At 53.0% G+C, this 14421-nt stretch carries 14 protein-coding genes; 7 read left to right on the top strand and 7 right to left on the bottom strand.

From position 1 onward, the window contains the following. Positions 1 to 17: 17 nt before the first annotated feature. The 5 genes from CPH80_RS09295 to CPH80_RS09315 all read right to left on the bottom strand — a co-directional run bounded on the left by CPH80_RS09295 (position 18) and on the right by CPH80_RS09315 (position 6016). On the bottom strand, positions 18 to 1511 hold the full coding sequence (locus tag CPH80_RS09295) for a helix-hairpin-helix domain-containing protein (protein WP_096277175.1): 1494 nt from the start codon (positions 1509 to 1511) through the stop codon (positions 18 to 20). Continuing rightward, the gene (locus CPH80_RS09300; RefSeq protein ID WP_096277177.1) at positions 1508 to 3064 is read right to left on the bottom strand and encodes a PP2C family serine/threonine-protein phosphatase; all 1557 of its coding nucleotides are present in this window, start codon (positions 3062 to 3064) and stop codon (positions 1508 to 1510) included. The genes CPH80_RS09295 and CPH80_RS09300 overlap by 4 nt, the downstream gene beginning before the upstream one ends. Beyond that, entirely contained in the window at positions 3061 to 4107 is a 1047-nt protein-coding gene (locus CPH80_RS09305; RefSeq protein WP_096277178.1) for a TerY-C metal binding domain-containing protein, read from the bottom strand. Before CPH80_RS09305 ends, CPH80_RS09300 begins: the two co-directional genes overlap by 4 nt. A gap of 11 nt (positions 4108 to 4118) precedes the next feature. Beyond that, positions 4119 to 4763, bottom strand: coding sequence for a vWA domain-containing protein (locus CPH80_RS09310; protein WP_096277180.1), 645 nt, complete (start codon positions 4761 to 4763; stop codon positions 4119 to 4121). A 62-nt stretch (positions 4764 to 4825) separates the two neighbouring features. After that, entirely contained in the window at positions 4826 to 6016 is a 1191-nt protein-coding gene (locus tag CPH80_RS09315) for a TerD family protein (RefSeq protein ID WP_096277182.1), read from the bottom strand. 693 nt (positions 6017 to 6709) lie between these two features. On the opposite strand from CPH80_RS09315, the gene CPH80_RS09320 reads away from it, so the two are divergent. The 7 genes from CPH80_RS09320 (at position 6710) to CPH80_RS09350 (ending at position 12765) form a co-directional block, all read left to right on the top strand. Further along, positions 6710 to 7282: a TerD family protein gene (locus tag CPH80_RS09320; protein ID WP_096277184.1), complete on the top strand. Its 573-nt coding sequence runs from the start codon at positions 6710 to 6712 to the stop codon at positions 7280 to 7282. A gap of 70 nt (positions 7283 to 7352) precedes the next feature. Next, on the top strand, positions 7353 to 7931 hold the full coding sequence (locus CPH80_RS09325; RefSeq protein ID WP_096277186.1) for a TerD family protein: 579 nt from the start codon (positions 7353 to 7355) through the stop codon (positions 7929 to 7931). Positions 7932 to 8098: 167 nt separating this feature from the next. Then, on the top strand, positions 8099 to 9268 hold the full coding sequence (locus tag CPH80_RS09330) for a phosphoribosyltransferase domain-containing protein (protein ID WP_096277188.1): 1170 nt from the start codon (positions 8099 to 8101) through the stop codon (positions 9266 to 9268). After that, positions 9265 to 10023, top strand: coding sequence for a hypothetical protein (locus tag CPH80_RS09335; RefSeq protein WP_096277189.1), 759 nt, complete (start codon positions 9265 to 9267; stop codon positions 10021 to 10023). Before CPH80_RS09330 ends, CPH80_RS09335 begins: the two co-directional genes overlap by 4 nt. Then, positions 10020 to 11156 (top strand): cysteine protease StiP family protein, encoded by a 1137-nt coding sequence (locus tag CPH80_RS09340; protein WP_096277191.1) that lies wholly within the window; start codon positions 10020 to 10022, stop codon positions 11154 to 11156. Before CPH80_RS09335 ends, CPH80_RS09340 begins: the two co-directional genes overlap by 4 nt. Continuing rightward, on the top strand, positions 11156 to 12028 hold the full coding sequence (locus CPH80_RS09345) for an aldolase/citrate lyase family protein (protein WP_157746879.1): 873 nt from the start codon (positions 11156 to 11158) through the stop codon (positions 12026 to 12028). Before CPH80_RS09340 ends, CPH80_RS09345 begins: the two co-directional genes overlap by 1 nt. A gap of 125 nt (positions 12029 to 12153) precedes the next feature. After that, positions 12154 to 12765, top strand: a complete 612-nt coding sequence (locus CPH80_RS09350) for a TerD family protein (protein WP_096277195.1) — start codon at positions 12154 to 12156, stop codon at positions 12763 to 12765. A gap of 113 nt (positions 12766 to 12878) precedes the next feature. On the opposite strand, the gene CPH80_RS09355 is transcribed toward CPH80_RS09350, so the two are convergent. Beyond that, positions 12879 to 13349 carry a flavodoxin family protein gene (locus CPH80_RS09355; RefSeq protein ID WP_096277197.1) on the bottom strand — a complete coding sequence of 157 codons (471 nt, stop codon included), beginning with the start codon at positions 13347 to 13349 and terminating at the stop codon, positions 12879 to 12881. A gap of 21 nt (positions 13350 to 13370) precedes the next feature. Continuing rightward, complete coding sequence (gene recA / locus CPH80_RS09360; protein WP_096281526.1) at positions 13371 to 14417, bottom strand: recombinase RecA; 1047 nt, start codon at positions 14415 to 14417, stop codon at positions 13371 to 13373. Between the last annotated feature and the right edge of the window lie 4 nt (positions 14418 to 14421).

Here is a 14421-nt window from a genome sequence, read left to right on the forward strand (position 1 = left end):
TACGCTCAAAGAACACCTTAAACCATTTGCAGGTAAAACAATCGACTGCTGGACGAATTTCCAGTGAGTAGTTGTAGCCCGTCCTCCAGCTCCACCTTCTCGCCGATTGGTATCTCCTTACCCGTCTTGGCATTCTTTAAATAAGGCATTTTTTCGTTTACCAAATACCAGCGACTCTGGTGTAAAACGAAGTACCCCACCCTCGATTTATGCTCATCACCGAGGCGCTCGTTAGGCGTGATCGTGCGATCGACGTGCCATGGGAAGACGCTCTGATTTGAATACACCATTAAACGATGGTTATCCGGTCGATAACGGTCACCTCGTGAAGAGTAGAGGTTAATCACCGGCAATTTCCCTTTATAGCGGGTGCTGCAGAAGGGACAGCGTGGCGCCGTGGTGTTGTCGAACACAAACCAGCCTTGCTGGCAGTCAGCATTTTGGCAGGGCTGAATTAGGTCAACCGTCTTGACCAGCGCAACTTCCCACTCGTCAGCGCTGGGTCGGCTGCGGGGGTCATGCAACCCTTTGATAAAGGCCCGGTCGAATAACGCCTTTAGGTACGGGCCTGTCACCGTGTAAGGAAGTTTTATCGGATCTTTCCAGGGCAGCTCTGTCGGCTTGGTTGCTTCCAACGGACTGATGCGATTGCTGGTATCTGTTGGGTGCTCTACGAACAGTGCATTTTCACCCATCGTAAGACATTCGTCTTCGCTGGGATCCTCTGCGTGCACCTTCTGGCCACGCAGAGGATGGCGCAATAGCAGCAGCGAATACATCATGACCGCTAGGGCATGGCGATCGGTTAATATGCTGGGCAATACGCGCAGCGGGTCCACTTTGGTTAGGTGGCTCGTCGCAACGCACTCAGGGGCAATGAAATCGGGGGTGCCAACCACCTCAGGAGGGAACCTGTCAGGCACCACCAAACCATCCATGTCGATTATGCAGATGTTGCCGGTAGTGGGTGATAACAAGACATTTTTGTAGCTCAAGTCGCTATGCGCTAATCCTGCAGCGTGAAGTCGCCGAATCGCCCGTGACAAGCGTAAGCAAAGCTGCAGGTAATTAAGCCAGTTGCCTCGTTCTCGCTCGTCCAAGAATTTGAACTGGTTATTGGGTGACGCGAACCACTTCCCTTCTTTGTCCCTTCCCTGAATCTTGAGCATGTCGTTGTTGAACGAACCATGCTCAAAAAAAAAGTGGTCACGATAGAACGGCGACACTACCCCGGTACGGCCATTGTGCTCCACCGTAGCCGTGGGCCAACAAAACAGTTGATCCCAGTATGCGCCCTGCTCATTGTCAAAGATGCGCTCCCGATAGGTGCCGGTGATCATCTCAAGGCGTTGACGGGCAGCGTCGTCCAGCTGGCTGCGATAAAAGGCAACGACATAGCGCTTGTCTGGGCTGGCATAGACATCTTTCATGCCTCCGGTGGCGATGATCTTGTCACGGAACTGGACTTGCTCACCGTTGGAGGCTGTCAGCGTAACAATAGAGGCACTCATGCAGATACCTCCGATTTACCCTGCACTGACGCACTGGCGTCACGGTAAAGCACGGCCAATGTCCGGTCGTCATGATGACGTTCAACAAAAAAGCTCAGGTAATCCAGTAACGGGTCTCGTTCAGCCTTTTCGTCTGGCCCGGCTAGGGTTGGCGCCAGCTCATTGTATAGTGACCACCAGCTCTCTGGGTCGTGCATATCGTTATCAGAACTGAATTTCGGGTCGGTAACACCATCGGTCGCCAAAACTAACGCATCTAGCGCTTCATACACTTTAACGGTCACCCGTTGATACAGCCCTTGCTGTTCCTGAAAAAGCGGCGCATCAAGAAAACGGGTTTGGCCTGCATGCTGCCCCGAATCCGCCGTATTCAGCATCTGTGCTTGTCGTCCTTCTGTGAGGGCTGCAATCGCGCCATCGCCGATGCCAAACGTTACTACGATGTGGCCCTCGGGGGTCTCTTTATGGATGGCAAGGAGTAGCGTCGTCGAAAATGCCTTTATCGAATGACCCGAGTCTGCTGCTTCCTGTGAAATCGCACGATGTCCTGCGTGGACGGCCGTAATCACGGTGCTTTGCAGCGGCACCAATAACTCTTGAGGCATGCGTGAATAATCGCCATCCTTCAACCATGTAAGCGCCGCAGCTTCTAACCTCGCCCCTTCGTCTCCTCCCAGAGAGCTAAGCAACGTATCGCGCGCCACGGTGGTGGCCAGAAGGCTACCTTGGCGTGAAAACTCACATGACCCGGCACCATCCCCCACAATTAACACGTTCCAGCCTGACGCTGCACGAGCGATGACCCCATGATCGTCACGCTGGCCACCGCGATGGGCATGCGAGCGCCCACGCTGCGACCCCATCACCATGCGCCATCCCTTGCCAATATGCAGCCGATCGACGTCGTCATCCGACTTGGCATAGGGTGCACCAGGATCTGAAGGCAGGTTTTTCCAAAGATCACGCGAGCTGGGTATTAGCGCCAGCTTGAGCTGCAGCTGCAGTGTCGGATCGCCTTGGTCATCAAGGCCTACCACAGCGAGCTGAAGTGACCCATTGACGGTAGGTGTTCCCTGCAACCGGTGATCATCGGTTAACGACAGCCCACTCCCGGCGTCGTTCTCGAGCTGCAACTGCAGCGGCAAGTCATCCAGTAGCTCATCAAGGCTAACGTTATAAGGTTGCCCTGACCGACCATTGGGCAAGCTCACTGTACGAGACATCATTACTGGAAGGGGACGTTCAACAGGGGCGTATGCCGGTATCTCACCTGGCTTCAGGGGATTGCCATCGCTGGCGTCTAGCGTGTTGGCGTCAACATCGTTGGAATTTACATTGCTTGGTTCAGACACTGCGCGTTCCTCGCCCTCTCCCTCCAGTTTAAGCTGCCCCTCCATGGTTCGCTTAAAGCGGCCACTAAGTTCATCAATCAGAGTTGCTCCATCAGCCTCTCCCATCACCCGATCGAAATCCTTACCACGAAGAGGTCGGTTATGCTCATCACGCATCAAACTGTTGAGAACGCCCCTGTAATATTCTCGTGAACGCTTCACCCTTGCCCCCTGCCAACATCAAAGCTGCTGCCGCTACCTTTACCAAACTCAATGTCGGCGTCGCACCAAGGGCACGTCTGCACCCCTGGCCCGTTACAACACATCAGCTTGCCGCATCGGCACAGCGCAAACGACGAAAGTGCACCGCAGTGAGGGCATGGTGGTACTCCCTCCAGTTGATCACTACTGACCGACGCTTTCGTGCTACTCACCGATGACCACTCGAAATACTCCTCACTGAGCGGATATGCGCCTTCTAGCCCATAAATACCCCGGGAGGTTATCCCGCCAAGGCCGCCAGGAACCGCGACCGCATTGTACTTGAGCAGGTAAGGTTTTTTATGGCGGTGGCAACGACCGGTAAAGACAACCACCTGATCATCCACCGGTGCTGGGTCACCTTTCTTGACTAGGCTAATGCCAACGTCGCCGGCCTTAGAAAGTGAAATGCCGGGTGCGGTTTTACCGGCGTCCAGCGCTTGGCTCTGGGCCGCGACCGACGCCGATACCCAGCGGGCAAAGCGACTCAAATCTTCCCCTGTACCGTTATCCAGTGACACCACGTCATCAGTGAGCTGCTTTAGCACCTGAGTGTCTGCAGCGCCCCCCAGGGTGACTGCAATTAAGTGCGCGCGACTGGCATAGTGCTGGCGCCAACGCTTGATCGCGGCCTCGGTGCGATCCGTTGGGCGACCATCGGTCAACAAGTAGATAACGGGCTCCCAGTCTCCTCGCTGATTCGGTGTGGTTTTTTTAACGTCCACCTCGATGCGAGTCATCAGCTCGTCCAGGGCTTCGCCCAGTGCGGTTCCGCCGCCAAGCGGCAAACGCGGGGGATAAAAGCTCATGAGGTCGACCATAGGCACCACGGTTCCCGCCTTGCCCGCGAAGGCGATCACCGAAATATGAACGCTCTCAAGTGCGTTAGGGTCTTGGCGTAACTGCTCAACTATAGACTCCATTGCACGTTGCAGTTGCGCGTGGGGCTCACCCGCCATGGATTCTGACACATCGAGTACAAAGAAAATGGGTAAGCGTCTCATTGAAACCTCGGCTACAGGACCACCTGCACTTCATCGGGCGGAGGTGGCAGAGTGATATCGTCTTCTGCACCGTTTTGTTGGCCACTGGCGTTGGCCGCAATGGACGCTGACACCCATTGGAAGTAGGTCGCAAAGCCTGCGCTGTCCATGGTTTCTAGACTCACGGTTTTGGTTGCAAACTTTTTAAGATGCTCTTGCTTCGCTTTAGGACCAGCTGCGCACGCGATAATCTCGGAAAACTTCATCCCTTTGATGCGCTGTACCGCCGCCTCAAAATCCATCAGATCCGACGGCGCGCCGTCGGTCATGACAAACAGCATGGGTCGGAAATCGCCCTTCTGGTCAGACGTGGACGTTAGAATATCCCGCTCAACACAGTCGCAAACCTTATTGAGGCCTTCGCCCATGTGGGTCGCCCCCGAGCGCGGCAACTCAATGTCATTCACCTGAGCACTTTCCAAGGCCTGCAAGGGAAGCAGCTCTTTGACTTCATGATCAAACGTGATGATCGATAGATAAACGGTTTCAAGCGCATAGGGGTCTTGGCGCAACGCCGATAGCATGGCGGACAAACCAACGTTGACAGATTGAATGGGCTCGCCTCGCATTGAGCCCGACGAGTCGATGAGTAGATAAATGGGTAAACGACGATCCATGGTAGCTCCTAGCTCAGTCTTTGCTCAGATTAATGACGCTGATTTCATTGGGCTATGCGTCGTTATTTACTGCCGGCCTTCCACTGAAAACCGAAATCATAGTGATCGTCCGCTGGCTTATGACTTCCGAAGTAGTTCACCTCTTTGGAAATACTCAAGGCGCCGTTTCGATTTTCTAGCATCGCGATCACACAGAACTTTTGGTCTTTACCGGAAGCATCCATACGGATTTCGACTTCAGGCTGATCAGGTGCGTTAATCGATACGCGACCATTGGTCTGCGCCCAGTTGGCGACCCCTTCATATATGAAGGCAAAGATCATGACGCGTTTGATGTCGCTCCAGTGCCTGCCATTGATGTACAGGTTCTCGCCTTGATTCACAGAGCCTGTCCTGTCATCACCATCGAGAAAGATATAAGGCGCTCTGTCCAGGCTACCAAAGTTTTTACCCAAGGCTTGGACGATCCCCTTGGAGCCATCCTTTAGCTCAACCATACAGCCTAAATCAAGGTCGATGCCGCTTTGGTTACCGCCAAGAAATGAGCTAAACAGGCCTTTTTTGCTGGCGCCTGTCGGTTGATCCCAATTCAGGTTGACGTGGATTTTTCCGAAGGTGCCCGACTTCTTTTCAAGCGAGATCGTGTCACCCTTTTTTTCAAGGGTAACCTTACTGAGATTGATCGACGGTTTATCTTGCGGCTTTGAAGATGCTGGCGCAGGGGTAGGTGTCGGCGATGGCTCTTGTTTGGAATCACTATCAACCTCAACGCCAAAATGCTCGGCCAGCGGCGCCATGCCCCCAGCAAAACCTTGATCAACGACTTTGACTTTCCAGTCACTGTTGCGACGATACAGCTCGCAAACGATGAGCGATTTCTCCGGGCGGCCGGCGCCCTGACCACTGAAGTCAAAATGGTCACTGTTGCCCGATAGTTCAAAGCGGTAGCCGCTCGTCAGTGCAGATAAACCTGGCACAACGGTAAGTACAAACGCAATCCGCTCAAGATGGCCAGGCACCTTGCTCAGATCGATCGCAAAGGTTGACCCATCCTTCTGGATTACTGCGCCGGATGAATGCTGCGGTTGATTGAAGAAAATAAAATCATCATCGGCCGACACCTTCCCCGTTGTGGCCAGAAGAATGGCCGACGCATCGAGACTAGCACCTTGGCTATTACCGACGATGAGCCGAAAAGTGAGCTGTGAATCACTTAGCTTGGCATTCTGCCCTGCAATCAGCTTGGTACCCATGTATTACGTATCCTTAAGTAGGAAAAAACGTCTAATTAAATACTATTAGGTTAACTTTGGATTTTTCGAAACTCATTAAAATGTTGTCATTACTTTTCCACCAGTGTTCCAAAAGCGTGCAAGCAGTACGCCTATTTGAGACGGAAAGTACGCACCTTAACCAACTTTATATGCCCTAAGTTATGAGATTTCATCATAACTGCAGACGGGATAAGTCGGGCTTTTACTGGCGCAAATAAAAACCCTTTAACCTTATTGCATTCAATATTTATTAAGGTAATCTGAGCTTTGCGTCGTGAGTCACACGCTATCATCCGAGGAAATTATGCTCAACTCAATTGTTGCAAAAGCCCATGAATCATTCTTGTCACCTTAAGATCGATGCAATGAAGCTCAAAACAACAACTTCCTGAACGCGGCGATGACCACCAGCGCAATGAGCCTCGTATTTTTAATAACGGGATCGCTGCCGCCTTAATCTTCCGCGGTATCTCCGTGGTGGCAGGAACGGCCGAGTTTGGCCTATCCCATTGGATTGAAATGCTATTTCCGCTATCGTGCTATTGAGCGGTAGCAAAATGTTCATGAGTCGACCAGTGCCTCCCCCAAGGGAGGCACTGGCAAGTGCCTGACGGGTATTTGCCAGTGCCTATTACCAGGTACTAAACAGTATGACGTATTAAGGAGAGTTGCATGATCGATCTGAGTAAAGGCAGCCGTATCAATCTATCCAAAGAGGCCCCCGGTGCCACTAAATTCACGCTGGGCATGGGTTGGGATACCCGTATTACCGATGGAGCGAACTTTGACCTTGACGCCTCTGCGCTGTTGCTGGATACCAATGACAAGCCCGTAGGAGAAGCCGCTTCCCTGGTGTTCTATAGCCAGCTTTCCTCTCCGTGCGGTGGTGTCGTGTCATCAGGCGACAACCGCACTGGCGAAGGCGAAGGCGACGACGAAACAATCACTGTCGATCTCGAAAAACTAAATGCTGATGTCGCAAAAATTGTTTTGGTCGTCACCATTCATGAAGCTGACGACCGAGGCCAGAACTTCGGCATGGTTAACAACGCATTTGTACGCGTGTTGAAAGATGGCAGCAGCGATCCGGTCGCTCGCTATGACCTCTCTGAAGATTACTCCACCGAAACCGCGGTGATCTTTGGTGAAATTTACAAGAAAGATGGCGAATGGCGCTTTGCGGCGAAAGGCGACGGCTTTGCCGGTGGCTTAGCCTCATTTTTGACTAGTTACGGCCTGAACTAAGGTCTTTCTCTGGCCAGGCGATGGCTTGGCCAATTAACGTTACCCATAAACTGACGATGAGGTTGAAAACATGTCTATTTCGCTTTCTAAAGGCGGCAACATTTCGCTGAGCAAAGAATCACCGGGTATCAAGCAAATCCGTATCGGTTTGGGTTGGGATCCCCGTGTTACGACCGGTAAGGACTTTGATCTAGATGCAAGCGTCTTCTTGGTCAATAGCGAGGGCAAGTGCCGCAGCGACAAAGACTTCATTTTCTACAATAACCTGAAGTCTACCGAAGGCTCTGTTGAGCATACTGGCGACAACCTGACCGGTGAAGGCGATGGCGATGATGAAGTCATCAAAGTAGATCTTTCCAAGGTACCTACTGACGTCGACAAAATTGCCGTCACGGTAACCATTCACGATTCCGCCGCTCGTGGCCAAAACTTTGGTCAAGTTGATAACGCTTTTGCTCGCGTCATCAACGAAGATAACAATCAAGAAGTCGTACGTTACGACCTCTCAGAAGATTACTCGGTAGAAGACGCCATGATTTTTTGTGAGCTCTACCGGAACAACGGCGAATGGAAGTTCCGTGCCATCGGTCAAGGCTTTAGCGGTGGCTTGGGCGATCTCGCCTCTAAGTATGGTCTAAGTGCCTCGTAATCGGCGTATGAGTGGAGTCTGCGGTTTCCACTCCCTATCTATCCGCCTTCCATCCCTTAACGGTAGATAGCACCGGTATACGGTGTTCGGCTTTGATAGTTCTGAAAATCACGTTAGCAGTGGCTAATACGTTTTCCGGAGCTTTCAAACTTTATGGAATTTCGGCTATGAGTACGCAAAGATTGATTAAAGACATCCAGGCTGGTCGCTTAACAATTACGTTGACCGAAAACGGCCACCGCCTCGACGAATTGATTGCCTTTGCGTCACGGCTGAACCCTCGCCGCGGCTACCTGTTTGTCTCCCGCGTGCTGGGCAAACACATCCCGGTTCGCCCCTCAAAGATGGACAGTATTCACGCCGAATTGGCCGTGGCTATCAACCTACGTGGCGACTCCGCTTATGTCGTCGGCATGGCCGAAACGGCTGTGGGCTTAGGCGCCGGAGTCGCACGCCACCTAGGCAGACTTCACGAATACAGTGTGTTTCAGCACACGACTCGCTTCTTGGTACCTGAGCCCTGGCTTCGTATCCAAGAGGCACACTCACACGCCGATACGATGCACATGGCCCGCCTTGAGGGCGATGCGTGTCTGGCCGTCCAAACCACCGAAGACCTTGTGCTGGTCGATGATGAGATATCAACGGGGCGCACCCTGGCGCAACTGGCTCATGCCTTAGTGGCGCAACCTGAGCTTTCCCGTATTAGGCGGTTGCACATAGTATCGTTAGTGAGCTGGCTGGATGATGAAGCACGATCGCAGTTATTGGCCTTGTTGCCTCATCACATCGAGGTTGAATTCGTTCAACTGATGGCTGGAACCTTTATCTTCACCGCCGCCCAGGACTATCAGGCCGTCTTGCCGGATAATGTTGATGTTGATTTCTGCGATGCGCTAATAGCACAACGCCATCAAGAGCCTGCTCCTCTCCCGCTGGAACGACATGGCCTTTATGGCAAAATATTTGGTATTTGCGAGGCTTTACTGCCTGACGAACTAATCTCACGCCCTTTCAACATCAACAAGCCACATGTTGTTTATGGCATGGGAGAGTTTCTGGACACCCCCTTCCGGATTGCGCTTGCGCTGGAAACTGCCGGGATGGATATGTTATTTCAGAGTTCGACCCGCTCACCCATCGCACTCGGTGATGAGGTGGTGAATAGACTTGAACACCCAGCTCCGGGCGACAGCAGTAAAACCCACTTCGTCTATAATCCGCCGCTGGAACGTGTACCCCTGGCCTTTGATGGCATTGGCTTGCCTCACCTAAGCCACACGCTTGAAGCATCACACCGTCAGCATTCGGATGAAACGCAGGAGCAATTGGCTTGAGTCGCGGCCGACTGATCGTTCTAACGGATCTTGACGATACCTTGTTCGCAAGCGAACGGTCATTGCCTGATGACGCGGCCCGCGTAAAGCTGGCTGCGGTGGATGGACATGGTGCACCACTCTCCTTTCAAACGCATCAGCAACGCACCCTATGGGACTTATTCAGTGGCGCGGCTGATCTCATTATTCCGGTGACCGGAAGAACCAGTTATGCGCTAGACCGTGTGTCTCTGCCCTTTCCTGGTGGCTATGCCGTGGTGAGTCATGGCGCACTGGTTACCTACGAAGGAAAAGTACTGCCCGTATGGCAGTCGCGGTTGGCGCCACAGCTGAAGGGAGCTCGCTTAGCGATTAGTCGAGCTTGTGCTGATCTCTGCGAGGCATTGCCGCGTGAATATCCGCACCTGCAGTTCACGCTGCGACAGCTAGAAGACCTATCAGTGCCGGTATATTTATCGATTAAAGCAGCTGAGACACTACCGGTGGAGGTACACGGGCTGCTGTCGCGCATTGCGCATGCTCATGGGCTGACGCTGCATGCCAACACCCGAAATGCCGCTTTGCGCCCACCCTATACCTGCAAAGCCGAAGCATGCCGTTTTTTGCTTGAAGAGGTGATCCAGCGCCAGCCCGAGGACACGTTAATCGCGCTTGGGGACAGCTTATCTGATCTTCGTTTCATGACCATAAGCGACATGGCCGTCATACCGACTCGCAGCCAACTCTGGAACTCTTTGAAGGATCTCAACCAATGACCGCTTTGGCCCCGCTCACACCCCTGCACGGCTCTTACCAGCCAGAGGATTGCCAATTCCTTCTCACCCCGATCGAGGCGGAGTATCTCTCTATTGAGGAGAAGGAACGCAGAATACAAACAGGCCAAGCACATTACAGCGAAATGATCCATCGTGAGGCCGCGCCAAGCCCGCGCTATCTGGCGTTGTTCGAGACACTCTGCGATCGCTACGCACCGAGGCTCGCTCGAGAAGTACGTCAGCTCGCTCAACAGCTGGTGAGCGATCTAGGTTATAGCGCCTCACCCATTACCCTGGTCAGCTTGGTGCGTGCTGGCACGCCTGCTGGCGCGTTACTGCGGCGCGCTTTGGTGGATTATGAAGACCAGCCGTGCCATCACTTCAGCGTGTCCATTATTCGTGATCGCGGAATCGACACCACAGCATTAGATTACCTACTAGACCAGGTAGGGGTTGATGCTAAACGCACTGTCTTTGTCGATGCCTGGACGGCAAAGGGCGTCATTACCCGAGAATTGCGCTCAGACATGACGCGTTACAACAATACCCGCCGCGCTAAGGGCAAGAGCACTATTCAGCCCCGCCTGGCGGTCATTTCTGATATTGGCGGGACGGCCGATTACGCTGCTACCTGCGAGGATTATGCAATACCTTCAGGAATACTTAACGCAACGGTGTCAGGTCTCGTGTCGCGCTCGGTACTGAACCATCAAGTACCTACTGGCGCCTTTCATGGCTGTGTCATCTATAGCGATCTGGCAAAGTACGATCAAACTCGGGCGTTTATTGAGCGAGTTGCCCAACACTTAGGCCAGCACACGGAAGGCACCACGCTGCCCTCAGAAGGAGAGCTCACACGCCAGCGGTTCCTGATGCAAGAAATGCTCGGCCAGATACAGCGCGATTATGGCATCAACGATATCAATCACATCAAGCCTGGCATCGCCGAGGCCACTCGGGTCATGCTGCGACGCGTCCCCGCCCTCTTGATAGTGCGCGATGCTAGTCACCCCGATGTTGAACACTTAATGCTGCTGGCTGAGGAAAAAAGCGTGCCTGTAGACGTATGCCCCCACATGCCCTTCCATGCGTGTTCATTAATCAAAACTCTTGCGCGCACGGAGGCTCACTAATGGCCAATCCGCGTTATGGCGATCTGGGGGCATCGCTGTATGTGCCCGCCACGCACAAATCTCTGGAGCAGATTCTGGCCCTAGGCTGTTATGACGCTCGATCAATCATCCTGTGCACGGAAGATTCAGTGGCACCCGATGCCGTCGCCTGGGCCGTGCATCGACTGATAAAAGCCTTAAAGGCCGCGCCGAAAGAGGTGCCGTTTCTACGCTTTGTAAGGCCTCGCAATCCCTTTGTGCTGCGTCAGTTACTTGAATCGACTGACGCCGTGTCGCGCATTGATGGAGTTGTCATTCCAAAATTCGACGACACCGCGATGCCCGCGTGGCGTGAAGCGCTTGATGGCCATCCATCATTGGCCATCATGCCAACCCTAGAAACCCCGTCATTGTTTCGTGAAGATACCGCTATCGCCACCCTTAAAGCGGTGGAAGCCTTATGTAACCCGGTTATCGCGCTACGTATTGGCGCTAACGATCTTTTAGGTGCCATAGGCCTTAAGCGCCAACCAGGGCAAACGATCTATGACACGCCCTTACGCTCTACCATAGAGCGGCTGATCACTATTTTTCGCCCAGCGGGATTCGAGTTAGCGGCCCCTGTGTGCGACTTGATCAGTGAGCCCGACACGCTGTCTCGGGAGGTGGCACAGGACATTCGTTGGGGATTTTACGCCAAGACCTGCATCCATCCGGCGCAGCTGGCGTTGGTTGAAGAGCACTTTGCGCAAGCAATAGCCCGCCAACAGCAACAGGCCCATGCTCTGCTCAACACGAGTGACGCCGTGCTTAAAGACAATGGCCAGATGTTGGAGGCGACTTGCCATACCCCTTGGGCTAAACGCATTGCCTCATTACAAGCCATCCCTTAACCATCCGACGCCGGGGAATTGCAATATTAAGCTCACTAATTCAACATCCTTTACCGTTTAAAAATGTACCCACAACGCCGAAGAACTTTTTTGGTCGGCATTAACGCTCAAATGGAGTAACTTGTATGTCTATTGATCTCGCAAAAGGTCAGCGCATCAGTCTTGAGAAGGAAGGTGGCGGCACCCTGGATTACATCGAAATCGGTGTTAACTGGGGCGCGATCGAAAAGAAAGGCTTTTTCGGCGGCAAAAAACATGTCGCTGTCGACCTGGACGCCTCGGTTGGCATGTTTGATGCCAACGGCAGTTTGGTCGATACAGTGTGGTTTCGTCAGCTAAAATCTAAGTGTGGATCGATCCAGCATAGCGGTGATGACCGCGTGGGCGACACCGGTGGCGATGATGGCGAGGACAATGAAGTTATTCAAATTAACTTGAATAAGGTGCCTGGTAACGTAACCACGCTGGCATTGGTGTTGAATTCTTTTTCCCAGCAAAACTTCGGCGTAATCCCCTTTGCCGGTATTCGCATCCACAACGGCAAAGCCGGCACCGGCAGCGTATTTGCGACGTTTGATGTGGCCAACGACCCAACGTTTTCGGGAAAAGTGAGCATGATCATGGGTAGCGTGTATCGAAACGACAACAGTTGGAAGTTCCGCAGCATTGGCGCGGCGATTGCCGAAAATGACTTGACGACGTCACTGGCTGCTTTCGCGCGCGATTACGCCAACTGAAGTTTTAATTAAGGAATTTCACGCCCACCGCGTTCGCTACGCGGTGTGTAGTGGTCAACTAAATTTGACCACTACACTATTGGGGCGAAGATGAGAGGTGACCGAGGTACAACTCAGATTATTCCAGCATCCAAGCTGGCAGCCATTGAGAGACCAAGCTCCTCACATTGGACGATAAATTCCGATTGAAAATCACCTTTGCAGATAAGTGGCTCTTGGGCCAAACGCCAGCGTAACCCCGTAGTAATCGACTCAATCGCCCTTCGGGTGCCCGTGCCATCAAGCCCGGCTCGAATGTAGAAGGCAAATGGCAGTCCTTCCGTTTTCTCCAGGCAGGGGTAGTAGCTGCGGTCAAAGAAATCCTTGAGAGCGCCGCTCATATAACCTAGGTTTTCAGTAGTGCCGAGGATAATGGCATCGCAGGCGAGAACGTCATCTGGACCGGCATCGAGTGGCGCCAGCACGGTTACTTCTACGTTTTCAATATCTTCATGGCCTGCACCCTGCGCGACCGCTTCGCGCAGGGTGAGGGTATTCGGAGAAGGCGCATGAGAAACTATAAGCAATTTCTTTTTACGATCCATAACGCACCCCCCCACGATATTTTAGAGCAGCTCGCTACTCGCTTCTTCCGCGGCCGCCGCCGCGTCTTTCTTGGAAACCGGCTTCGGCATCAGCCTGTCACGTACCTTGGCTTCAATTTCCTTGGCAATGTCCATATTTTCTTCCAAAAACTTGCATGAATTGGCTTTGCCCTGGCCAATTTTATCGCCGTTGTAGGCATACCAAGCGCCTGCTTTATCCACAAAGCCTTCTTTAACGCCCATATCGAGCACTTCAGCCAATTGATAAATGCCCTTGCCGTAAAGAATCTGGAACTCGGCCTGCCGGAAAGGCGGAGCTACCTTGTTCTTCACGACCTTAACGCGGGTTTCATTACCCACTACTTCATCGCCCTCTTTTACAGCGCCGATGCGCCGAATATCAAGGCGTACGGAAGCATAAAACTTCAGGGCGTTACCACCGGTGGTGGTTTCGGGCGAGCCAAACATCACGCCGATCTTCATACGGATCTGGTTGATAAAGACCAGCAGGCAGTTGGAGTTCTTCACGTTGCCCGTGAGCTTACGCAGAGCCTGGGACATCAGGCGGGCCTGTAGACCAACGTGGCTGTCACCCATTTCGCCTTCAATTTCAGCTTTCGGTGTAAGGGCGGCAACGGAGTCAACAACGATGACGTCTACCGCGTTGGAGCGCACGAGCATGTCGACAATCTCCAGAGCCTGTTCCCCGGTATCCGGCTGGGAAACCAGGAGTTCGTCTACGTTAATACCGATTTTTTCTGCGTAGATAGGATCCAAGGCGTGTTCGGCATCAATGAAAGCACAGGTTTTGCCCGCTTTCTGTGCTTCCCCGATAACCTGGAGGGTCAGTGTTGTTTTACCGGAGCTTTCAGGCCCGTACACTTCAACAATCCGTCCGTAAGGCAGGCCGCCTATGCCCAGAGCAACGTCCAACCCGAGAGAGCCGGTGGAGACCGCAGGCATGGCTTCGCGAGGCTGGTCGCCCATTTTCATGACTGCGCCTTTGCCGAACTGGCGCTCGATCTGGCTCAGCGCTGCGCTCAATGCTTTTTTGCGGTTGTCTTCCATCAGT

This window comes from Marinobacter sp. LV10R510-11A (genome assembly GCF_900215155.1).
Lineage (GTDB): Bacteria > Pseudomonadota > Gammaproteobacteria > Pseudomonadales > Oleiphilaceae > Marinobacter.